General features: G+C 62.6%; 17 protein-coding genes. 7 read left to right on the top strand and 10 right to left on the bottom strand.

The annotated features are described in order from the left end of the window. Nucleotides 1-5: 5 nt before the first annotated feature. On the top strand, nt 6-716 hold the full coding sequence (locus tag FHW92_RS21805) for a Fe-Mn family superoxide dismutase (RefSeq protein WP_246870350.1): 711 nt from the start codon (nt 6-8) through the stop codon (nt 714-716). 29 nt (nt 717-745) lie between these two features. Here FHW92_RS21805 and FHW92_RS21800 read toward each other — a convergent pair whose 3' ends face one another. After that, on the bottom strand, nt 746-1,879 hold the full coding sequence (locus FHW92_RS21800) for a hypothetical protein (protein WP_246870349.1): 1,134 nt from the start codon (nt 1,877-1,879) through the stop codon (nt 746-748). A gap of 177 nt (nt 1,880-2,056) precedes the next feature. Here FHW92_RS21800 and FHW92_RS21795 point away from each other — a divergent pair, with 177 nt between their 5' ends. Further along, the gene (locus tag FHW92_RS21795) at nt 2,057-4,975 is read left to right on the top strand and encodes a TonB-dependent receptor (protein ID WP_349237733.1); all 2,919 of its coding nucleotides are present in this window, start codon (nt 2,057-2,059) and stop codon (nt 4,973-4,975) included. Between the two features lie 45 nt (nt 4,976-5,020). On the opposite strand, the gene FHW92_RS21790 is transcribed toward FHW92_RS21795, so the two are convergent. The 7 genes from FHW92_RS21790 to FHW92_RS21760 all read right to left on the bottom strand — a co-directional run bounded on the left by FHW92_RS21790 (nt 5,021) and on the right by FHW92_RS21760 (nt 12,249). Continuing rightward, entirely contained in the window at nt 5,021-6,214 is a 1,194-nt protein-coding gene (locus FHW92_RS21790) for a multidrug effflux MFS transporter (protein ID WP_168605394.1), read from the bottom strand. Nucleotides 6,215-6,304: 90 nt separating this feature from the next. Then, nucleotides 6,305-7,279: a TIM barrel protein gene (locus tag FHW92_RS21785; RefSeq protein ID WP_168605393.1), complete on the bottom strand. Its 975-nt coding sequence runs from the start codon at nt 7,277-7,279 to the stop codon at nt 6,305-6,307. A gap of 27 nt (nt 7,280-7,306) precedes the next feature. Next, nucleotides 7,307-8,218 (bottom strand): D-ribose ABC transporter substrate-binding protein, encoded by a 912-nt coding sequence (locus FHW92_RS21780; RefSeq protein WP_168605392.1) that lies wholly within the window; start codon nt 8,216-8,218, stop codon nt 7,307-7,309. Nucleotides 8,219-8,253: 35 nt separating this feature from the next. Next, entirely contained in the window at nt 8,254-9,105 is an 852-nt protein-coding gene (locus tag FHW92_RS21775) for a DeoR/GlpR family DNA-binding transcription regulator (protein ID WP_168605391.1), read from the bottom strand. A 5-nt stretch (nt 9,106-9,110) separates the two neighbouring features. Beyond that, nucleotides 9,111-10,088 (bottom strand): ribose ABC transporter permease, encoded by a 978-nt coding sequence (locus FHW92_RS21770; protein ID WP_210428642.1) that lies wholly within the window; start codon nt 10,086-10,088, stop codon nt 9,111-9,113. Between the two features lie 59 nt (nt 10,089-10,147). Beyond that, nucleotides 10,148-11,650 carry a sugar ABC transporter ATP-binding protein gene (locus FHW92_RS21765; protein ID WP_168605389.1) on the bottom strand — a complete coding sequence of 501 codons (1,503 nt, stop codon included), beginning with the start codon at nt 11,648-11,650 and terminating at the stop codon, nt 10,148-10,150. Beyond that, on the bottom strand, nt 11,650-12,249 hold the full coding sequence (locus FHW92_RS21760; protein WP_168605388.1) for a DUF2291 family protein: 600 nt from the start codon (nt 12,247-12,249) through the stop codon (nt 11,650-11,652). The genes FHW92_RS21765 and FHW92_RS21760 overlap by 1 nt, the downstream gene beginning before the upstream one ends. A 176-nt stretch (nt 12,250-12,425) precedes the next feature. Between FHW92_RS21760 and FHW92_RS21755 the strand changes: the two genes are divergently transcribed. The 4 genes from FHW92_RS21755 to FHW92_RS21740 all read left to right on the top strand — a co-directional run bounded on the left by FHW92_RS21755 (nt 12,426) and on the right by FHW92_RS21740 (nt 17,608). Beyond that, nucleotides 12,426-13,274 (top strand): transketolase, encoded by an 849-nt coding sequence (locus FHW92_RS21755; protein ID WP_168605387.1) that lies wholly within the window; start codon nt 12,426-12,428, stop codon nt 13,272-13,274. Then, a complete protein-coding gene (locus tag FHW92_RS21750) occupies nt 13,271-14,224 on the top strand; it encodes a transketolase C-terminal domain-containing protein (protein WP_168605386.1) in 954 nt (317 codons plus the stop codon). The genes FHW92_RS21755 and FHW92_RS21750 overlap by 4 nt, the downstream gene beginning before the upstream one ends. A 7-nt stretch (nt 14,225-14,231) precedes the next feature. Further along, entirely contained in the window at nt 14,232-15,680 is a 1,449-nt protein-coding gene (locus tag FHW92_RS26280) for an FGGY family carbohydrate kinase (protein WP_168605385.1), read from the top strand. 311 nt (nt 15,681-15,991) lie between these two features. After that, nucleotides 15,992-17,608: a DUF1593 domain-containing protein gene (locus FHW92_RS21740; protein ID WP_210428641.1), complete on the top strand. Its 1,617-nt coding sequence runs from the start codon at nt 15,992-15,994 to the stop codon at nt 17,606-17,608. A 74-nt stretch (nt 17,609-17,682) separates the two neighbouring features. On the opposite strand, the gene FHW92_RS21735 is transcribed toward FHW92_RS21740, so the two are convergent. Next, nucleotides 17,683-19,278, bottom strand: coding sequence for a carboxylesterase/lipase family protein (locus tag FHW92_RS21735; protein WP_168605384.1), 1,596 nt, complete (start codon nt 19,276-19,278; stop codon nt 17,683-17,685). 195 nt (nt 19,279-19,473) lie between these two features. On the opposite strand from FHW92_RS21735, the gene FHW92_RS21730 reads away from it, so the two are divergent. Beyond that, the gene (locus FHW92_RS21730) at nt 19,474-22,107 is read left to right on the top strand and encodes a TonB-dependent receptor (protein WP_168605383.1); all 2,634 of its coding nucleotides are present in this window, start codon (nt 19,474-19,476) and stop codon (nt 22,105-22,107) included. Between the two features lie 48 nt (nt 22,108-22,155). Here the strand turns inward: FHW92_RS21730 and FHW92_RS21725 are convergent, their stop codons facing one another. Beyond that, complete coding sequence (locus tag FHW92_RS21725; protein WP_168605382.1) at nt 22,156-23,424, bottom strand: serine hydrolase; 1,269 nt, start codon at nt 23,422-23,424, stop codon at nt 22,156-22,158. Nucleotides 23,425-23,487: the final 63 nt, after the last annotated feature.

Here is a 23,487-nt window from a genome sequence, read left to right as displayed (position 1 = left end):
TGACCATGACTGACATCTCCCGCCGTAACGCGCTGGGCAGCATTGCGCTGGGCATGGCCGCCGCCGCCGCGCCCATCGAGGCCAGCGCGCAGAGCGCGACCCCCGCGCCCGCCTTTGCCGGTGGACATCAGCCCAAACCGCTGGGCTTTGATGCGACCAAACTGACCGGCCTGTCGGAAAAGCTGATCCGGTCGCATTGGGAAAACAATTATCAGGGCTCGGTTAAAGCGCTCAACATGGTTGAGGGCCGCCTTGCCGCCGCGATGGCCGACAAGGATCTGCCCCCGGTCATCTATGGCGATCTAAAACGCGAGGAATTGCACCGTACCGGCTCGGTCATCCTGCATGAACTCTATTTCGAACAATTGGGCGGCGATGGACAGGCCAAGGGCGCGATCCGCGAGGCTCTGGCCAAAAGCCATGGCGGTTTCGAGGCTTGGGAGGCTGAATTCCGCCGCACCGCCATGGCGCTTGCCGGAGGGTCGGGCTGGTGCATTCTGGCCTGGAACCAATATACGAAATCTCTTCATAATTACTGGGCATGGGACCACACCAACGGGCCGGTGACGGGCACGCCGCTTCTGGTGCTGGACATGTATGAGCACGCCTTTGCCATCGATTATGGCGCGGCGGCGGCCAAATATGTCGATGCCTTCATGCATAATATCGACTGGGGCGTGGTGGATGCGCGCTATCGCAAAGCGGTCGGAAATTGATGTACTAAATAGTACACTTATCGTGGCGGCTAAGGAGAAACAGGTTTGGGCACGGGCAGGGTGGCGATGGCGATCCGCCCCGCCTGAAACGAGCCGAGCCACAATTCGCGCCCCATGATTGCGGCGGCGGACAGGCCGTTGAAGTGCTTGCGCGGGGTGCCATAGGCGATGGTGGCGATCCGCCCCTGCGCCAGATCGACCTCGCCCACGATCCAGCCGCGCGGACAGAGCATCGGGTCGGCCACGCCATCCACCACCTTGCGCAGGCCCCCGCAGGCCGGTTCGTCATAACGCATCCCGGCCAGCAGCAGGCGTCCGGCGGTCCAATGGATATTGTCGGGCATGAAGTCAGGGGCGACGATGCGCCGCACCGGCCCGTGCGGATCGTTCCGGTCAAACACCTCTACGGCGTGTCGGCCAAAGGCGATGGTGTAGAAATGGCGTTCGTCGGGGTCGCTTTCGATGCCATTGTTGCCGGGCAGGGCGGTGCCGGGCATCTCGTGGAAGGCCGGTTCGCCCGGGCGCCATGACCATACCGCGCCTGTGTCGCGGCCCAGCACGAAATCGGCGATGGTGGTGCCCGGCCGGGTCAGTACAGTGGCCAAAATCTGCCCGTCTGCAAAGCTGGTGACGCTGTTGCCGACCTGTCCTGTAGGCATGGGGATGCAGCCGCGCCATAGAAGTCTAGGGCGGTCTGCGGCGGCGTTGATCTCAAAGACCTCGACCGATTCCCGTCCGCCATGATTGACTACCAGCAGGCGCCAGCGATCGCGCCCGATGGCGCGCAGGTTAAGCCCGCGATCATTGAGCAACGCGGCATCGGGCGGGCCGGGGCAATGGGGATAGGCAGCGGTATCGGGGGCGATCTGATCGGGCGAACCCTTATACCAGAATTCCATGCTGCGCGCCGCCGAATCGATCAGTTTCAGCCCGGCCCCTTTGGCAAAGCCGCTGGCGATCAGCCAGCGTGTGCCGGGCAGGGCGAGTATGTCCTCGGGCCTTTCGGCGCCGCAGACATAGGCCAGTTCCTCATCCGGGGCGCAGGCGTCCGGGGCGGCCTGCGCGGCGCGGGCGGGCAGGGGGGCGCCGGTGAAAAAGACGACGCATAACAGCGCGGTGACCATGGCGAGCGCGGCATTGGGGCGTCTTAATTTTGTGGGCATCTGACCGTTCTCCAGCGCGGCGCTCGTGTGTCTTTGCGATCACATCTTTTAGGTAACGAAACGGTTAGTTTCATATTTCATTGACCTTGGCCAGAGCCTTTTCTATCCGGCCCTCAACGCTTCAAAGAGCGCGAACGGGAGGGGTGCCAGATGTCATACGCCAGAAAGAGTCTCATTGTGTCCGCCAGCCTGATCGGCCTTTCGGCGGGCTTCTGCACGCCCGCGATGGCGGCCGACGATGCGGCAAAGGCACAGGAAATCGTCGTTACCGGATCGCTCATCAAGCGGCCCAACAACACCGCCGTCAGCCCCATCGTTTCGGTGGGCGAGGCAACGATCAAGGAATCGGGCGCCGCCACGCTGCAGGACGCGCTCAATCAGGTGCCCAGCTTTACCGTGGGCGGCAATGCGGCCACCGGCGGTCAGGGCGGTGGCGGCCGCGCCTCGATCAACCTTCACGGGCTTGGGACCAACCGCAACCTCGTGCTGCTCGACGGCCACCGTCTGCCGGTGTCGGACATCAACGGCAATGTCGATGTCAACATCCTGCCCGATGCGATCATTTCCAGCGTCGATGCGATCACCGGGGGCGCCTCGGCGGTCTATGGTTCGGATGCCATGTCGGGCGTGGTCAATTTCAAGACTATCCGCAATTTCGAAGGCATCAAGGCCGACATCATGAACTCGATCAGCCAGCAGGGCGACGCGTTCAAGTTCAATGCTTCGCTGGCGCTGGGCACCAAGTTCGCCGATGATCGCGGCCATCTGATCGCCGCCTTCAGCTATGCCAAGCAGGACCCGGTTGCGAACAATTCGCGCTCCTTCTTCATGGACAAGGTGCCCTCGTCCTATATCGGCACCGGCACCTATGTGCCCAGCGCCAGCAACCAACCCAATCCGGCCGTGGTTCAGGGCATCTTTGCCGGCTATGGCGTGACCAGCCTGCCGGCGAATTATCAACTGGCCAATCTTGGCTTCAACAATGACGGCACGCTGTTCGTCCAGAACGGAGCGCAGAACTACAAGGGCGCCAACGGCACCAACGGCTATGCGCTGGTGGGCAACAATGTGCGTATGCCGGTGGGCCAGCAGGGCAATCTGCTCAACGCGCTGGACCGCAAGACTGCCTTTATCAAGGGCGATTTCGAGCTGACTCCCAGCCTGACCGCCTATGGCCAGTTCATGTTCGTCGATCTGTCGGTCAACACCAACAGCGGCGGCAGCCTGACCCAGTTCCCCACGCTGACCACCATTCCGGTTTCCAACCCCTTCATCCCGAGCGATCTGCGCACGATCCTTGCCTCGCGCGCCAATCCGACGGCCAATTTCAACTGGAACGCGCGCTATGTGGGTGTTCCATGGAAGAACTGGGACGAAAACTATCAGGTCCAGCAATATCTGGCCGGTTTGAAGGGCCAGATCGGCGGCGGCTGGAGCTTTGATGTTTACGCATCCTATGATCAGTCGATCCACAATCAGATCATGCACAATGCCGTGCTGAAAAGCCGGGTGCAGACTTTGCTGAACGCGGCCGATGGCGGCAATTCGATTTGCGCGGGCGGTTTCAATCCATTTGGCGATGCCAATGCGCGCTCGCTCTCGGCGGCCTGCCGCACCTATATCACCAAGGATACGTTCAGCCAGGAACGCCTGAGCCAGACGCAGGTTCAGGGCCAGGTCAACGGCTCGTTGTTTGATCTGGGCGCGGGCCCGGCGCAGATCGCGCTGGTGGCCGATTATCGCCGCAACACCTATTCCTTCACCCCCGACACCGACATGACGGCGCTGAGCGGATGGGCGCCGGGGGCCAATGTCGAAGGCTTTACCGCCACCATCGGCGTGCCGAAAAAGGCGATTTCGGTGAAGGAATTTGCCGCCCAGATCGACATCCCCCTGCTGGCCGACAAGCCTTGGGCGCAGGAACTGGCGGTGGGCGCGGCCGGGCGTATTTCCGATTATTCGGTCACCGGTTCGGTCAAATCCTATGAGGCCGATGCGCGCTGGCGCCCGCTGCGCAACCTGCTGGTGCGCGGTTCGTATCAGCGCGCGGTGCGTGCGCCCAACATCGGCGAACTGTTCTCGCCGCCCTCGGGCTCGCAGTTGGTCATCGGCACGCCGCCCTCTTCGCTCGGCGATCCTTGCGATGTGCGTTCGACGGCGCGCACCGGGGCCAATGGCGCGCAGGTCGCCACGCTCTGCGCCGCGCAGGGTGTGCCTTCGGCGCTGCTCTCGAGCTATCAGTTCCCCACCACCGCGACCGGCCAGACCGTGGCGGGCAATTCGGGTGTGACACCCGAAACCGCCGATACCTATAATATCGGCATCGTGCTCAACTCGCCGTTCCAGAGTGGGCCGCTCTCGGAACTTTCGCTGTCGGTCGATTATTACAACATCAACATCAAGAACGTGATTTCCTCGGTTCCGGGCCTGACCGTGCTGTCGAAATGCTACAATCTGGACGGCTCGAACCCCGGCTATGCGACCAATAACCCCTATTGCCAGTTGATTTCGCGTGACAGTTCGACCGGTCAATTGCTGACTGTTTCGACGCCTTATCTCAATCTGGGCGCGGTCAAGACCGATGGCATCGAGGCCCAGATCCATTGGGGCATGCGCGCCTCGAAGCTGGGCGCGGGCGGCAAGGTCTATATCGACACCGCGATCGGCTGGCTCCATGCCTATAAGGTGCAATTGCTGCCGGGCGCCGCTTTCCTCGATTACACCGGCGTCAGCGTCGGCGGGTCGAACCCCGGATCGGTGCCGCCGCGCGCCACGCCGGAATGGCGCGCCCTGACCACCTTCGGCATCAAGAATGACGTGTTCGGCGCGGGCCTGCGCTGGCGCTATCAGAGCGGGATGAAGGACACGAGCGCGGTGCTGACCCCTGCCAACACGCAGGTGGGCGTGGGTGTTTACCAGTTGTGGGACCTGTTCGGCTCGGTCAAGGTCAACCGGAACTTTGAACTGCGCGCGGGCGTGAACAACCTTTTCGACAAGAGCCTGCCCTATGTCGCCAGCTCGCAGAACGGCACGGATACGGCGCTTTATGACGCCATCGGGCGTTCGTTCTACATCGGCCTGAAACTGGCCATGTGATGATGAGGGCCGGGGCGTGATGCGCCCCGGCCCTGTTATTTGATCCTACCGTCGCCGGGCCAGCGCGCGCAGCGCGACCCCGGCGCAGATATAGGCGGCAAAGATCACCATGGCCATCGGCCGTGCCGTGCCGTCATGAAACGCCCCGGCAATCGCCGCGCCCAGCGCGCCGCCGCCAAATTGCATGAAGCCCACCAGCGCCGAGATCGACCCGGCCCTTTGCGGATCGCGGGCCAGCGCGCCGGCAATCGCATTGGCCTGGGTAAAACCGATCATCGCCACCATGAAAAACAGCGGGATGGTGATCCCCAGCAGCCCGCCAAACCCGGTAACCGCATCGGCTAGCAGCACGGCCGAGGCCGTCATGCTGCCCAGATTGGCCCAGCGCAGGATCGTGTCATAGCTGATCCGCGCCAGCAGGCGGCGGTTGATCCAGTTGGTGGTCACCAGCCCCAGTCCGTTGGTGGCGATCACCCAGCCATAGGTCTGCGGCGAGAGGTGAAAGCCGGTGACCAGCACATCGGGCGAAATCGCCAGATAGGTCAGCAGGCCCATGTGCGAAAAACCGGCGGTCAGCGCATAGGCCATCACCTGCGCCTCGCCCAGAATGGCGCGATAGGCGCCAAACGGGGATTCGCTGCGCGCCTGCGCGGCGGTCTGTTCCGAGCGCGTTTCGGGCAGGCCGAAGAAAGTGGCCACCGCCACGCTCGCGCCAAACAGCGTCAGTAGCCAGAAGATCAACCGCCATGTGCCAAGCAGCAGCAGCCAACTGCCGATCAGCGGGGCGATGATCGGGGCGATGCTCATCACCAGCAGGAGGAGCGAGAAGACCTGCGCGCTTTCCTGCGGGGTGAAGCGATCACGCACCGAGGCGCGCGAAACGACCAGCCCGGCGCAGCCGCCAAAGGCCTGAACAAAGCGCGCGGCGATCAGCACCGGGATAGTGGGCGCCAGTGCCGCGCAGGCCCCCGCGCCGACATAAAGCACCAGCCCGCCCAGCAAGGGCATCCGCCGCCCGATCCGGTCGGACAGCGGCCCATGCACCAATTGCCCGAAACACAGGCCCGCAAAGAAGGAGGCCACCGTCAGCGAGGCCTGCGCCGCATTGCCCCCCAGATCGCGCGCCATCACCGGCAACGCGGGCAGATACATGTCGATGGAAAGCGGGGCAAAGGCGCTGAGGCCAGCCAGCACCAGCAGCAGGCCAAAGGGAATATGCACAGGTTTGGCCGCGGTCATGACGTTCTTTCGTAAAAGCAATGCAGGCGGGGCCATCACCCCGCCTGCATCCTTGCCACAGGCCTGCCGTGTTTAACAGCGTCGTGGGCTTTAGAAGCCGAACAGCGCCTGTCGGGCGATCTTCTGCGCGCCCATCGCATCCTGACGGCTTTGCGCGGCGGCAAGCGCGTCCCAATCGAGGCGGTCGAGCGAGGCGTCGATATGTTTGAGGAAATCGATGGCCATATCGGCCGCCTCGACGCAATCCTCGCGGAAGGGGAACTGGTCGAGTTGCCAAACGCCTTCCCAGTTGTTCTTGCGCAAAGTGTAGAAGAATTCGAACAATTCGATGGGGTGGACCGTGCCCGCCACCATGTCGTCGTCCCAGGCGCGCAGATTGTCATTCACGTCCATGCCGAACAGGCGGCCATGGTCGATAGCCAATTGCGCCGAATCCGCCGGGCTTTCCCCGCCAAACAACGCATGGCCGAAATCGAGCAGCACGCCCACATTGGGCACGCCCATCGCCTCGATCCCCAGCAGCGTACGCGCCATCGAGCCATAGCTCATATGCACGCGCGGCTCGCGCGGCTTGTATTCGATGACGAATTTAAGGTCCGGGTTCTGGCTGGCCAGTTCGCAGATGCCCTCGATGGAATGGCGCCACAATTGCTTGTGATCGACCTGAAACGGATAATCCCAGCCGTCCTGACCCGGCCAGAGCTTGACATAGGAGGCGCCAAAGCGACGCACCAGATTGGCCGCATCATTGCACACTTCATTGGCACGGCGGCGGATGCCTGCGTCGGGGTTCGTAAAGGCGCCCTTGGAAAATTCGCGGTTATAGATTTCCGGCGTGATGCCGATCACCGACAGGTTGTTGCGCTTGAGTGCCACTTCGACTTCATCGACCGAGACATCCGCGCTCCACGGCGCATTGATGTCCACCACCGAGAGATCGCGCACTTGTCCTGCCAGATCGATCATCTCGATCAGCGACTTGGCCGGGCCATAGCCATCGGTGGCATAGCGGTCGACATAGGTGGCAAAGTGCCAGATACCGGCACCGAAGGTCAGCTTGCTCATCAGGATTCCCCGTTTGGATGGAATGGGTTATTTCAGCGCGAAATTGCTGAGCTGCGCGGCATTGGCGCGCGTGATCAGCAGGCAGTCCATAATCAGCTTTTCAGCCTGTCCGGTCTTGCCCTCGCGCAGATATTTGTCGGCCAGTTCGACCGCAAATTGCGCCTGACGCCATGCCGGCTGCAGCACCGTGGCTGCCGCCTTGCCGTCGGAAATCGCATCGCGCACATCGTTCGAGCCATCAAAGCCCACCACCGCGACATCGCCGCGCCCCGCGCCCTGCAAGGCGGCGATCGCGCCCATGGCCATCGTGTCATTGCCCGCGATCACGCCCTTGATTTCCGGGTGCGCCTGAAGGATCGACTGGACCTTGGTAAAGGCCTCGGACTGGCTCCAGTTGGCGCTTTGCCGCGCGGTCATGCGCAGGTCGGGATATTGGTCCAGCACCTCGTGAAAGCCCTTGGAGCGGATCGCGGCATTGGTGTCCGATTCCTTGCCGACCAGTTCGACATAGGGGCCTTTCTCGCCCATCGCCTGCGCAAAAGCCTGCGCGCCCAGCATCGCGCCCTGATAATTGTTCGAAACGATCTGCGCCGTGGCGATGCCGCGCGCGGCAATCTCGCGGTCGATCAGGAACACCGGGATGCCGACATTGCGGGCCTTCTGCACCGCTGCCACGCTGGATTGCGCGCCCGCATTGTCCAGAATGATGGCCGAGGCGTTGCGGGCAATGGCGGTGTCGATCAATTCGCTCTGCTTGAACGCATCATCGCCATGGGAAAATTTCAGCGTCTGATAACCCAGTTCGCGCGCCTTGGCCTCGGCCCCTGCGGCCTCCTGGCCAAAGAAGGGATTGTCGAGCGAGGGGGTGATGATGACCATCAGCCGGGCCTGTTTGGCATCATGCCCACATGCGCCCAGAGCGGCAAGCGCCAGCGCCATCAGCCCAATCCGTAACCCACCCGCTCGCAACCGTTTCATGCAATAATGACCTCTATACCCATGCGTTCAAAGCGGGCCTTGTCGTTGTCCGAAATGCCGCTGTCGGTGATCAGGGCGTGGATCATCGTGACCGGCCCGACCGATGAAAACGAACGCCGCCCGATTTTCGTGGAATCGACCAGCAGATAGACCTTTTCCGCGCTGGCGATCATCGCCCGCTTGATCGGCAGATCGCCCAGCGAGGGGATCGAGATGCCTTCCTCGACCGAAACGGCGGCGGCGGCCAAAAACAGGCGGCGCACGAACAGTCCGGCAAAGAACTCCGCCGATCCCTCGCCGCTGACCGAGAGGGTGGGGGCCTTGAACTGGCCGCCGGGCATATGCACGGTGATCGAGGGCTGGGCGCCCAGCATCAGCGCGATGTTCAACCCATTGGTGATGACCGTCAGATCGCGCCGCTCCAGCAGATGGGCGGCCACCTGCGTCGTGGTCGAGCCGGAATCGAGTGTGATCGTCTCGCCATCCTCGATCAGCGCCGCCGCCGCCGCGCCGATGCGGCTTTTCGCGTCCATATTCTCGTGATGCTGCAAAGCCATGGATCGGACCTGCTGTTGCACGGATTTCAGGAAAGCGCCGCCATGGACGCGCTCGACATGACCGTCGGCCTCAAGCCGTTCGAGATCCTGCCGAATGGTCACTTCCGACACGCCAAAGGCTTTGGACAATTCGCGCACGCGGGCGCTGCCTTCTTCGCGGATCCATTCCATGATTTCGGCGCGGCGGCCTTCGGCAAAGCGGGCCGTGCCGCCTTCGGACCGGCGCAGCGCCCCGCGCGGTTCGTCCTGATGGCCGCCTGCCTTCTTCGCCGCGCCTTTTTCGTTCGCCATAATCGTCAACCCAGCCTTTCCTGCAGACGGTCAAGAACCACCGCCGTCACAATGACGCCGCCTTTGATAACCATCTGCCAGAATTCGCTGATCCCCACCATGACCATTCCGTCGCCCAGCACGCCGATGACACAGGCGCCGATCAGCGTGCCGACAATCGTGCCGCGCCCGCCTGTCAGCGAGGCCCCGCCGAGCACCACGGCGGCAATGCCGTTGAGTTCGAAACTCTCGCCCGAGGCCGGATGGGCGGCAACCAGATCCGAGGCGATCAGCACGCCCACCAGCGCCGCCATGGCCCCGGAAATCGCATAGACCGCATATTTTACCTGATCGACCCGCACGCCCGAGAGCAGGGCGGCGCGCTCGCTGCCGCCCACGGCATAGACGCGGCGGCCAAAGGTGGTGGAGCCCGCCACAAAGGCCGCCCCCGCCGCAATCACCGCCAGCAGCCAAACCGGCGCCGGAATACCCAGCAACAGCCCCGCGCCGATCCGCGAAAAGCCCTCATTGCCCAGCGCCGGATTGCCGATCAGATTGGGAAAGGTCTCGCCATTCGACATCAGCATGGCCGCGCCGCGTGCCATATAGAGCGTGCCCAGCGTGGCGATAAAAGGCGCGACCTGAAACCGGTTGATGAGCAACCCGTTGAACAGCCCGATCCCTACGCCCACAAGCAGGACCAGCCCCACCACCGCCGGGACCGAGGGATAGACCACCACGCCCAGCGCCGTCAGCGGCAGGCCGTTGATGATCAACGCCCCCGCCACCATCCCGGCCAGCCCCGCAATCGACCCCACCGAAAGGTCGATGCCCCCGGTCAGGATCACGAAGGACATGCCGATCGCCAGAATGGCCACGATGGCAATATGTTTGAGCATGATCAGCGCATTGGCCACGGTCAGGAAATTGGGCGCCAGCACCGCGAAGATCGCCACCACCAGCACCAGCGCCAGCACCGTGCGGAATTTCAGCAGCAGGGTCATCGCATAATCCGAGCTAACTGCCTGACCTGCGCCGTTCATTGTCAATATCTTACCTTCTGTCATGCTGCTGCTGCCGCATTGGCGGCGCGGATCAGGCGCGCCTCGGTCGCCTCGGCCACCGGAATGTCGAGGGTGATGCGCCCCTTGGCGATGACGATGATCCTTTCGGCCACGGCCAGCGCTTCGAGCACATCGGAGGTGGAAAAGACCACGGCCAGCCCGTCGGCGGCCAGTTGGCGGATCGTGGCGAAAACTTCGCTGCGCGCGCCCACGTCAATGCCGCGCGTGGGTTCGTCCAGCAGCAGCGCTGCAGGGCCGGGCATCAGCGCCCGCCCGATCAGCGCCTTTTGCTGATTGCCGCCCGACAGCGCGGTGATCGCCGTGCGGGCCGAGGCGGTTTTTACCCCCAGCCGGGCGATCATCCGCCCCACCGCGCCCTGCTCGCTGGCGGCCCGGATCACGCCCTTTTTCGCAAAGCTGGCCAGATCGCTGACCGCCATGTTGCGGCCCACGTCCAGATTGGCGAACAGGCCCTGCGCCTTGCGATCCTCGGAAACGAAAAGCAAGCCGCGCTTGACCCTTTGCGCAATCGAAAGCCGGGTGATGTCCTCGCCTTTCAGCGTGATCGTGCCATCGCTTGCCGCGCGGGCGCCAAAGGCGACCTCCATCAATTCAGTGCGCCCAGAGCCCAGCAGCCCGTAAAGTGCGACAATGCCGCCCGCGCGCGCCTCCATCGAAATGTCGTGCAGCGCCGCCGAAGTCCGGTCGCGCCGGCGCGAAACGCCCGAAATCGCCAGAACCGTCTCGCCTTCCTCCGGCGCGGGGTCATTGGCGCGCTCCAGCCGCCCTTCCTCGCCCAGCATTGTCTCGATGATCCAGCCGACCGAGGCATCGGCCGCCTCGCTGCGCGCCACGATCCGTCCATCGCGCATCACCGTGATACTGTCACCCACGCGCAGCAATTCCTCCAGCCGGTGCGATATATAGACAATGCCCACGCCCGACCGTTTCAAATCGCCGATGACCTCGAAGAGCACCTCGACCTCGGCCTCGCTGAGCGCGGAGGTGGGTTCATCAAGGATCAGCACCCGGCATTCCTCGGCCAGCGCCTTGGCGATCTCGACGATCTGCTGCTCGCCGATGCTGAGCGTGGCCACGCGGCGGTCGGGGTCGATGTTTTGGCGCAAACGGGCCAGCAAGGCGCGCGCCTTTTGCCTTTCGCCGGAACGGTCGAGCAGGCCCTTTCGCGAGCCGAGCAGAAAGATGTTTTCCGCCACGCTGAGGTTGGGGCAGAGGTTCAATTCCTGATGCACCATGCCGATGCCGCGCGCCGCCGCATCGCGCGCGCCGTTCAGCCGCACCGCCTCGCCATCGACATGGACCTCGCCCTCGCTGGGCGTTTCGATGCCCGCCAGAATGCGCATCAGCGTCGATTTGCCCGCGCCATTCTCGCCGATCAACACGCTGACGCGGCCAGCCTCAACGGCAAAATCCACGCCATGCAGCGCGGTGACCCCGCCGTAGCGCTTTTTCACGCCGGAGGCCCGCATCAGCTCGGCCATCACGCGCCCGCCACGATGCGCACCGGCATCACCTGCCACACGCCATCTTCGGAACGCTGGCCCGCGCCCAGGAATTCCACCTTCATCCCCGGCTTCAATTGCTCGGCCACCGGGCGGACCTGCGCCATGGCACGCGCATTCAGGCCCCGCGATACGGCGGCATAGGCCAGTTGATCGGGCATATCGTTAAAGGCAAAAAACGGCTGACTGTCGCGCAGAGCGGTGGAAACGATCACCGGCCCCAGCATCAACTGGACCTCGCCCACGCCCGCGACATTGACCAGCACCGAACCCTGACGCGAGGCGCGGTCGATGGCGGCGATGATGCCTTCACCGCGAACGGCATGAGCGGCATTGTCATGCGGCGCCTGCACCAGAAGGATGGCCGATTTTTCCATTCCCGGCATCACGCGCGCATTCCATGCCTCCTTCACCGCCGCGTCGGCATCAAAGGCGCCGCTCTCGCGCATGTGGATCTGGCGCGCCTCCTCAAGGCTCAGCACTTTGCAGCCCGAAAGCGCAAGGCTGCCGGACAAGGCGGTCAGCGCGACTAACGCAAGCCGCCTGCCGCGCCGGGGCGCAAACTTATTGAAGGCCACGAAAATCCTCTCCTTGCGCTGATCGCAAATGTCTTGCCCCTTGCCTAACCGGATTGCGCTTCGCCTTCAAGAGGGTTGCGGAAGAAAAGAAAGAAAAAGAAAGAAGTCAAAAGTTGTGGGATTGCCCTTTGCCTTCGCTTGATATAGTCGGACCAGCGACAAGGAGAATTTTGCGAATGCCCGAATCTCGCCCCCGTCGCGGCCAAACTCTTGCCGAACGTGCCGCTTTTGTCCGTGAACAGGCCCGCTGGATACGCAAACGCGCGCTTCGCATAGTGTTTGAGGCGCGTCAGGGGCACCCCGGCGGCGACCTTTCGGCCACGGATGTGCTGGCTGCGCTTTATTTCGATGCGATGCGCTATGATCCGGCTGATCCGCGCTGGCAGGCACGCGACCGTTTCATCCTCTCCAAGGGCCATGCCACGGGCGCGCTTTACAGCACGCTGGCGCTGGCGGGCTTCTTTCCGCAGGAAGAGCTGACCACCTATATGCAGCCCCTCTCGCGGCTGAACGGGCATCCCAATCGCAACAAGATTCCGGGTGTTGAAACCAACACCGGCCCGTTGGGCCATGGGATGCCGGTGGCGGTGGGCATCGCCATTGCGGCGCAGATCGACAAGGCGGATTATCGCACCTTCATCATCACCGGCGATGGCGAATTGCAGGAAGGCAGCAATTGGGAAGCCGCGATGACCGCAGGCCACCGCAAATTGGCGAGCCTGACGCTGATCGTTGACCGCAACCGTCTGCAACAAGGCGCCGGGACTGAGGACACGGTGGGCCTCGACCCGCTGGACGACAAATTCCGCGCCTTTGGCTGGGATGTGGTCGAGGTGGACGGGCATGATATCGAGGCGCTTTTGCCGCTGCTCGACGGATCGACGCCGCATGACAGGCCGCTCTGCATCATCGCCAATACGGTGAAGGGCAAAGGCATTTCATTCATGGAAAACAAGGCGAGTTGGCACCATGGCGTGCCCAATGCCGAACAATACGAACAGGCGATGAAGGAACTGGACGCATGAGCAGCCCCGCAACCCAGAAATCCGGGCTGTTCGATTGCCGCGATGCCTATGTCAAAACGCTCGAAGCGCTGGGCGCGGCGGATGAACGCATCGTCGCCGTGGTCAATGACAGCGTGGGGTCGAGCAAGCTGGGCGGTTTTCGTGACAAATTCCCCGAGCGTCTGATCAATGTCGGCATCGCCGAACAGAATATGGTCGGCGTGGGCGCAGGGCTGGCCAATGGCGGCAAAGTGGCCTTTGTCAGCGGGGCTTCGTGCTTCCTGACCGGGCGTTCGCTTGAACAGGTGAAGGCGGATGTGGCCTATTCGCAAGCCAATGTGAAACTTTGCGGCATTTCGAGCGGCGTTGCCTATGGCGAACTCGGCCCCACGCATCACTCGATCGAGGATGTGGCATGGCTGCGCACGATGGGCGACATTACCGTCCTCGTCCCCGCCGACCCTTGGGAAACCGAGCAATGCATCCGCGCCGCCGCCGAAATGGACGGCCCGGTGTTCATCCGCATCAGCCGCATGGGTGTGCCCGCTCTGCCGCGTGCCGCGGACGCCAGCTTCACCATCGGCAAGGCCGACATCTTGCGCGAGGGCGGGGACGGCGCCATTCTGGCCAATGGCACAATGGTGTGCCGCGCGCTGGAGGCGGCCGAAACTTTGGCCGTCGAAGGCATTTCCGCGCGGGTGGTCAATATGTGTTCGATGTCGCCGATTGACGAGGACGCCATTCTGGCCGCCGCGCAGACCGGCGCGATTGTCACCGTCGAGGAGCATAGTGTACGCGGCGGTCTGGGCAGCGCGGTGGCCGAGATTGTGTCGCAGAACGCGCCCTGCCGGATGAAAATCCTTGGTTTTGCGGGTTTCCAGCCGACAGGGTCTGCCGAATTCCTGATGGAGCATTCCGGCCTGACCGCCACCAATATCGCGGCCAGCCTGCGCGGCTTGCTGGGGCGGTAAGCGGCTCGTGACGCGACCGGCGATCCTCGCTCTCGATTCCGGGACGACCAACACCAAGGCCATGCTGATCGCGCTCGACGGGGAAATCCTGTCGAGCGGGTCGGTGGCCAATGCCGTTTCCCACCCGCAACCGGGCTGGGCCGAGCAATCGGGCGAGGCCATTCTGGCCAGCGCCGATGCGGCCATTCGTCATGCCATCGCGAGGGCGCCCGATGCCGATATCCGCGCCATCGGCATTTCGAACCAGCGCGAATCCGCTCTGATCTGGGATGCGCAGACGGGAGCGGCGCTTGGCCCCTGCATCCTGTGGCAATGCCGCCGCACCGCGCCCTTCTGCGCCGCCCTGCGTGATGCGGGGCATGGCGAAAGAGTTGAGCAACTGAGCGGCCTTGGCCTCGACCCGCTGTTTTCGGCCGGCAAATGGCGATGGCTGATCGACCATGTCGATGGCGGCGCAGATCTGCGCGGCGGGACGGTCGATAGCTGGCTCTTGTGGCATATGACCGGCGGGGCCGTCCATGCGACCGACGCCAGCAATGCCTCGCGCACGCAATTGCTCAATCTGGACGATGGCGATTGGGATGAGGAGTTGCTGGGCCTGTTTGGCGTGCCGCGTGCGATCCTTCCCCGCGTGATGGCGTCCGATGCGCTGTTTGGCCATACGGCGGGCGGGTTTGGCGGCTTGCCCGAGGGCGTGGCGATCCATGCGATGATGGGCGATTCCCATGCCGCTCTGTTCGGCCATGCGATCGCCGCGCGCGGGCGGGTCAAGGTGACGCTGGGCACGGGTTCCTCGCTGATGTGCCCCACCGGCGCGCGGGCGCGTTCGGCCCATGGCCTGTCGGGCACGATTGCATGGCGGCGCGGCGGCGAGACGGTCTATGCGCTCGAAGGCAATATCACCGTTTCAGGCCATTCGGCGGCTTTTGGTGCGCAATTGCTGGGCCTTGGCGGGGCGCAGGAGCTGGCCGATCTGGCCGCGACGGTTCGGGATAGCGATGGGGTCTATGTCGTCCCCGCGCTGGCCGGATTAGGCGCGCCGCATTGGCAGGAGGACGCGCGCGGGATCATCTGCGGCCTCTCGCTCGGCTCGCGCCCGGCCCATGTCGCCTATGCCGTGCTGGAGGGCATCGCGCATCAGATCTGCGATCTGGTGGTCGCCATCGAGGCCGATCTGGGCGAGGATTTGCAGGCGATCTGCGTCGATGGCACGGCTGCGCGCAACGATCATCTGTTGCAGATGCTGGCCGACCTGTCGGCGCGCGCGGTCGAGCGGCCCTCGCAAACCGACCTGAGCGCGCTGGGCGCGGCCATGATGGCAGCGGCGGGTGCGGGGCTGCCCTTGTCCGACACGCTGATCGCCAGGGAGCACCATTTTGCCCCCACCATGGCCGGGGATGCGCGGGTTGCGTTGCGCGAGGGCTGGCGCAAGGCAGTGGCGCGGGCCTGTCTCTGACGGTCAGGGCGGGTCCAAATCTCCTGCCATAGAGATGTCATGAGGGATTCTCCGTCATGAGTGTCCGGTTATTTGCAAATTGCCCTTCCTTTCATTTCAGAAATTTTTGACCTGGCTTCTGCTTTGCAGCCTGTTTGGACGGAGTTAGGTTAGCTCACTATGTTTCATTTCAATAAATTTCGATATCACAGATCGATGAATGAAGCACAAACCCAAAGTATGCGCCAATTATTCAGAAAAATTGACTTTTCTGTGCCTTGAAGTAAGCTGCTTGCATCCGAAAAACGAAAAAAACGAAAGAGAGGCGGAGTGTGAGCATCGGTAAAGGCAGGGCGGCGACCATCGCCCGATTCACGAGCGTGTGGCTGATGGGTGCGACGGTAATCCTGACGCCCCATATGGCACAGGCAGCGGGCAAAAAGGCGCCCCCGCTCTATCTGGAAACGCCCGAGGGGCAAAAACCGCGCGTGGTCATCACCGCCGATCCCGAGTTGGACGACAACAATTCGCTGATCCGCTATTTGCTCTACAGCACTGATTATCGCACCGAAGGGCTGGTCTATGCCAGCAGCCAGTTCCACTGGACCGGCGATGGCAAGGGCACGAAACTGTCGGTGCCGGGGCGCGAATATACGCGCATTCCCAATAATCCCTGCCCCTGCACCTCGTGGCGCTGGTCGCCCGATGAGAGGTTTATCGACGATGCGGTGGCCGCCTATGCCAAGGCCTATTCCAATCTGAAGGTTCACAACAAGGACTATCCGGCGCCGGAATTGCTAAAGTCAAAGATCCGCTGGGGCAATGTTCAATTCGATGGCGAGATGGACAAGGATACGCCCGGCTCCGATCTCATCAAGAAATTGCTGCTCGATGATGAAGAAGCGCCGATCTATTTGCACGCTTGGGGCGGGGGCAGCACGATTGCGCGCGCGCTCAAATCGATCGAGGATCAGTATAAGGGCACCAAACAATGGGCGGCAATCCGCGCCAAGGTGGTCCGCAAGGCGATCCTGCATTTTTCGGGCGATCAGGACGACACTTATGTCAAATATATCAAGCCCAATTGGTCCGATTTGCGCTACCGCCAACTGGGCGGTGGGCTGATGCTGGGCTATAATGCGCAGACGTCGGTCAGCCTGGATGACGCGGCCTATTTCACCGCCGAATGGATGGAAAAGAACATCACCAGCCGTGGCCCGCTGGGCGCGCGCGAGCGCGTCTGGGGCGATGGGAAGCAGATGGTGAAGGGTGATATTTTTGATTTCTTTGGCTTCTCCGGCAAGACGGCCGACGAGCTGCGCAAGGAAGGCTATATTGTCTGGACCCCGCTGCGCGGCAAGGGCGAATTTCTGGGCGAGGGGGATACTGATACTTTCCTCAATCTGGTGAATAACGGTTTGCGCGGCTATCGCGGCAACAGTTTCGGCGGTTGGGGTGGTTATGCGAAGGCCGATCCCACCCATGGCGGCTTTGGTTCGGCCGATTTTGCCGCGATGATGGCCAGCGCGCAACGCGCAGAGCGCAAGCGGGCGCCGACCCATCCCTTCCTTGCTGCGGCCCAGCGCGATTGGGCCGCACGCTTCAAATGGGCGGTTACGCCGACCTATGCCGGGGCCAATCATAATCCCAGCGTCACCGTGGTGGGAGCGCATCAGATTGTGGCGAAACCAGGCCAAGTGCTGAAATTCTCGACAAAATCCAGCGATCCCGATGGCAACAAAATCGCCTTCAAATGGTGGAACTGGAAAGAGGCGGGAACCTATAAAGGCGATCTGGCCGTGACCGCCGAGGCGGACGGGCGCGCCAGCCTGACCGTTCCGGCCGATGCGAAGCCGGGCGACACGTTCCAGATCATCGTCGAGGCCAGCGATGTCCGACCCGAGCCGCTCTCTCATTATGACAAGATTTTGATTTCCATCGCCAAATAAGCCGCAAAAGAAGATGCCAGGCCGATCAGGGCCTGGCATCTCATCATGGGGGCGCCTTGCCAGGAGAGGAGACTTTACGCCGACATGAATTTGCGAATGTCGCCGTGGGGATCGCTTTCGACCCGGCTTTCCAGATTGAAGATCATCGTCTGGCGCCGCGCCAGATCATAAGGCGGCCATGCGGGAATCGCAGCGGTCTGCGGATTGCCGGTCTTGGCAAAGGCGACCCATGCCGGATGCATCTGCGCCGACATGCGCACCGGTTCCGGACCATTGCCGACGAAATCGCGGATATTGTCATAGGTGCCGAAAACATAGGACAATTCAGTCGCATGGCCCGCCTTTAACCGCCCGCCCAGCGTCGGCAATTCGCGGTCCATCCGATACATCCAGACCGGCGCGCCCTGCCGCGATTTGCGCTCGGCCAGCGTGACCGAGTTGATCCAGAACATCCGCGCGCCATTGAGCGCGACGATCAGATCGCCCGGCGAATATCCCGGATGGGCCGCGCGCAGCGCCGAAGCAAGCCCGGCGGCATTCTTGGGATAGGCCTTGCGCACGGCCGCCTCGAAATCGGCATCGGTTGCGGTGGCCAGCGTCTTGTCGCCCAGCGCGAACATCGTGCCCTCATCCTTGTTTGTGCCGATAATCAAAGGGATATTGGCCGCCATCGCCGCCGCTTCGGGTGCAAAGGGGCCGCGCGGCAATTCCTTGCCATCGACGCTGGGGTTGAAGCCGCCCATCAGAAAGCCGCCCGCATCGCTCTTGGCCACGGCATCGATCGCGGCCTGCTGCGATTGAAAGATCTTCTGCGTGTCGACCGCCGCCAGCCCGGCCACATCGCCCGCCTTGACCCCCAGCGCATCGGTCAGCGCCCCACCCAAGCCTTGCGCATATTTGCGGGGCGTTGCGTCCAATCCGGCGCCGCTCTGGATAATCGCCTTGTGATACAGGTCCTTGGCTGATGGCATGCCCAGCAAAAGCGAGACTTTCATTCCGCCGCCGCTTTCGCCGAAGATCGTGACATTATCCGGATCGCCGCCAAACAGCGCGATATTGGCGCGCACCCATTGCAGCGCCGCGACAATATCGAGCATCCCGGCCAACCCCGAGGAGGCGTAATCCGGCCCCCAGCTTTCAGGAAGCTGCGTATAGCCAAAGACGTTGAGGCGATGGTTGAGCGAGACCAGCACGATGCCGTCGCGCGCGAAATGGTCGCCCCAATAGGTCGGCCGCCCCGCCGCCCCGCTCGAAAATCCGCCGCCATGCAGCCAGACCATCACCGGTTTCCTGCCGGTCAGCGCGGGGGTCCAGACATTGAGGAACAGGCAGTCCTCGCTGTGTTGTTCGTCAAAAGGCATGTCATTTTGCCCATCGCTCTGGATCGCGGCGGCGCCGAATTGCGTGGCATCGGCCACTTGCGTCCATTTCTGCACCGGCTGGGGCGGGCGAAAGCGCAGCGCTCCGACCGGCGGCGCGGCATAGCGCATGCCCTTGAACGCCTGAACCCCGCCCCATTCGAAACGCCCGCGCACGGGGCCGTTGCTGGTCTGCACGATGTCGGTGGCCGCGCCCACATTGCCCGCATAGGCGCGCGTGGCCACCAAAGCGCCGGTGGCGGTCACCGATCCAAGCAAGGCGCGCCGCGTCATCCCGGAATTGACTTTCATACATGCTCTCCGCTGTTCAAAATTATCATTCTTTCGCTTTACGCCGTAAATACGAAAATTATCGAAAGTCGTCAATTGTCAAACGCAGGGCCGTCTGTTAGGGACTGCGCATGCGTCCGATAGAGCGCACATAATGTTCCGCCGCCATTGAGCATAAAAACAGAGCGGATGGGTTGAAAATAGAGGGGATTTCTGATGAAAAAAATCGAAGCCAAGCGTAAAATAATGGGCTCGGTTAGCGCGCTGACCCTGATTCTGGCCGGTTCGGAGGCGGCTCTGGCACAAACGGGTGCGCAAGCGGCGGATAAGCAGGCCGATAGCGCAACCACCAAGAACGCCGAAATCATCGTGACCGGCACACTGCTGCGCGGCATCGCGCCGGTGGGCACCAATGTGCTCAGCGTGGGTCAGGCCGATGTGGTGGCGATCGGGGCCAAGACCTCGAACGACCTGCTGGCCAATATTCCCCAGATCAGCAATTTCAACGCCATCCCCACCGGCACGGCCGGTTTCGGCCAGCCTATCGTGCAGACCAACCTGCGCGGCCTTGGCGCCTCGGGCGGCACGACGACGCTGACGCTCATCAACGGCCACCGCGTGGTGGGTCAGGGCATCCTGCAGACCTATGTCGATCCCCAGATCATCCCCCCCGGCCTCATTGAGCGCGTGGAAGTTATCCCCGACGGCGGCTCGTCGATCTATGGTTCCGATGCGATCGGTGGCGTCATCAACTTTATCACGCGCAAGCGTATGAACGGGGTTGAGGCGACCGCACGCTACGGCTTTGCCGATGGCTATAACACGGCCGACGCTAATGTAACGGCGGGCAAGGACTGGGGCAGCGGATCGCTGATGCTGTCCTATGCCTATGCCTGGCACAACAATATTCAGGGTTACGAGCGCAGCTACGTCACCCAGAATTTCAACGGCTTTGGCGGCGCGGACAATCGCAGCATGGCCTGTACGCCGGGCAATGTCCGCATCGGCAGCACCTATTACCCGATGCCCGGCACGACGGCGGGCGCCCCCAACAAGTGCAGCACCACCGATTACGCCGACATCTATCCGCGCGAAACGCGCCACTCGGTCTATGCCGTGCTGGACCAGCAACTGACCGACCACTTGAAGGCCAATATCACCGCCTATTATTCGCGCCGTGATACGGTAAACATGGAAGCCACCCTCTCGGGCAGCGGCACGATCACCAACGCCAATCCCTATTTCCGCCAGATTGGCACGGAAACCAGCCAGACGGTCTTCTTCAATTTCGAACCCGTTTTCGGCAAGGGCGTGGCCAGCCCTTCGCGCTTTGATTCATGGGGCATCACCCCCACGTTCGAGGCCGATCTTGGCCATGGCTGGCATTTGCGCGGAATGGCCAATTACGGCCACAGCTATAACAACACGATCCAGAACGCCGCCAATGCGGGCAATATCGTCGCCGCTCTGGCCGGGACGACTACGGCCACCGCGCTTAACCCCTATAATCTGAGCGCGACCGATGCCGGCGTGCTGGCCTCGATCCGCGATTACAGCAACAATTCGGTGGCTAAACAGGATCTGGCCGAAACGCGCCTTGTGGCCGATGGCAGCCTGTTCAATCTGCCGGGCGGCGATGTGCGCTTGGCCGTGGGCGGGGAATTTCATTACGAAAAGATCGCGGCCAATATCCGCTTTGGTTCTTCGGCGGCGCCTTTCCGCAATGCTTCGGCTGCCGCGCGTCAGGTTGCCTCGGTCTTTGGCGAAGTCTTCGTTCCCATCGTGGGCAGCGCCAACGCGGTGCCGGGCATTGCCGCGCTCGATCTGACGGGCTCGGTGCGTTATGACAGCTATGACGATGTGGGCGGCACGACCAACCCCAAGATCGGCTTCAACTACAAGCCGGTCGGCTGGGTCACGGTGCGCGGCAATTACGGGACCTCGTTCCACGCGCCCAGCCTTGCCGATACGGTGGGTTCGGTGGACTCGCGCATTTCGTTCACCACGGCCATCGGTTATGCGGGCGGGCGGCCGATCATCTGGATTTCGGGCGGCAACCCTAACCTGAAGCCGGAAAAGGCGCGCACATGGTCGCTGGGCGCGGATATCAAGCCGCCGGTGCTGCCGGGCCTGACCCTGAGCGGGACCTATTACAACATCGACTTCTCCGACATCATCAGCGTGAACTCGGGCGGTTTCGGCAGCGCGGCCTGGTATAATGATCCGCTCAACGCGCCCTTCTTCATCACCAATCCCACCCAAGCTCAGGTCACCAGCTTTTCGGGCGGGGTCAAGCCGGACAACTTCCCCTCGCTGGGCTTCCTTTATGCCAATTACGGCACGCCCTATGCGATCCTCGACCTGCGCCGCTATAACCGTGGTCGGTTGAAGCAGGACGGCATCGACTTCAACGCCCAGTATCAGCGCCCGACCAGCTTCGGCTCGATCTCGCTCAGCTTTGGCGGCACCTATACGCTGCATCGCCGGTCCAGTCCGTCGAGCAATGGCGTCTATACCGAATTGCTGGACAATGGCGTGGGTCGTTTCAACTTTACCGCAGCGGCGGGCGCCACCGTCGGACCGGTCACGGGCCGGGTCCAGTTGACGCATAGCGGCGGCTATCCGATCATGTTCGACGCCACGCAGACCATGGTCAAGTCCTTCGACACGGTGAACATGTATTGGGGGCTGGACCTGAACAAGATCGGGCTGAAGCAATCGGCGATGCTGACGCTCAACGTCGACAATCTGTTTGACCAGAACCCGCCCTATCGCACCTCGGGCAGCGGCTATGCCAATGGCTCGACGCTGGGCCGCACGATCACGCTGGGGATCCGCACCAAGTTCTGATGAAAAGGGAATGCCGCAACCGCCATCGCGCGGTTGCGGCATCGCTCTTTATTGGCCGTTCCACTGCGTCAAAGTGCGGAAATAGGCCAGCGTATCCTCCAGCGCGTCATTCCCCTTGGCCGACCCCATTTCGGGAAAGAAGCTGAGCTTCACAATGACCGTGCGCGTGGCCGGGTGAACATAGATGAACTGCCCCTGCAGCCCCAGCGCGGTATAGGCCCCGGTGTCATCCAGCCGCCAGATCTGAAAACCATAGCCCGCCCGCGCCATCGGATTGGTCACTGAGGGCGGCGGAGGCGGCGCGGCGGGATCGGCATTGTTGGTCATGGTGGTGGCCTGTTCGACCCATGCGGCGGGCACGATCTGGCGCCCGTTGAACCGCCCCTTGTCCAGCATCATCGCGCCAAAGCGGGCAAAATCGCGCAAAGTGGCATTATAACCCATGCCGTTGAGTTCGCGCCCCACGCCCGGTCCGCCATCGGCAATCCAGAAGCCATGCGCCTGCGCTCCCATCGGTTGCCACAGATATTGCGCCATGAAATCGGCCAGCGGCCGCTTGGTCGCGCGCTCCAGCACCCAGCCCAGCACCGAAGTGTCGAGCGTGGAATAGTTGAAACGGCTGCCGGGCGCGAATTTGCGCTTCAGGCGCGGGGCCATGTCGGCAAAGCGTTCCTTGTTGGCGACGATAGCGTTCAGAAAGATCTGCGCAGCGACACTGGGCGTCGCGCCGAAATCATAGCGCTCCTCATAATCCACGCCCGAGCGCATCTGGAGCAATTGCCGGATCGTCACGCCGTCATAGCCCGAGCCTTTCAGTTCAGGGACATAGGCGACCGCCGGATCGTCGATCGAGCGGATCGCGCCTTGGCCCACCGCAATGCCCACCAGCATCGAGGTGAAGGTCTTGGCCATGGAAAAGGAGATGAAATGCGTGTCCGCATCGGTGTTGTTGCGATAGCTTTCATGCAGCACCTTGCCGTCGCGCATCACCAGCAGGGCCGAAGTATAGGTCAGATCCTCCCACGCATCCTCGCTCATCACCTTGCCGCGAATGGTGGCGGGCGGCAGGGCGGTATCGGTGCGGGCGAGCGGGGCGACCGGCCCGGAACGCGTCACCACGCGGGTCTGGAACAGCTGATCCATATTATGGAAGGTCAGCATATTCTCGGGCGCTTCGAGCATATGCATCCGCGCGGCGGCCAACGCAGGCGGCACCGATCCATCGGGCAACACATGGGGCGGGGCGGTTTGCGCCCAAAGCGATGGCGCGGCCATGGCCAGCATGAGCGCAAGAGACAGGCGGATCGGAGAAACCATGGGTCGACCTTTGCAAAAGTGATGCTGCTGGATGGGGCATTCGCCCGACCGGTGCATCCCCCG

The organism is Novosphingobium sp. SG707 (genome assembly GCF_012275515.1).
GTDB lineage: Bacteria > Pseudomonadota > Alphaproteobacteria > Sphingomonadales > Sphingomonadaceae > Novosphingobium.
This window is presented reverse-complemented; position numbering and strand designations above follow the sequence as displayed.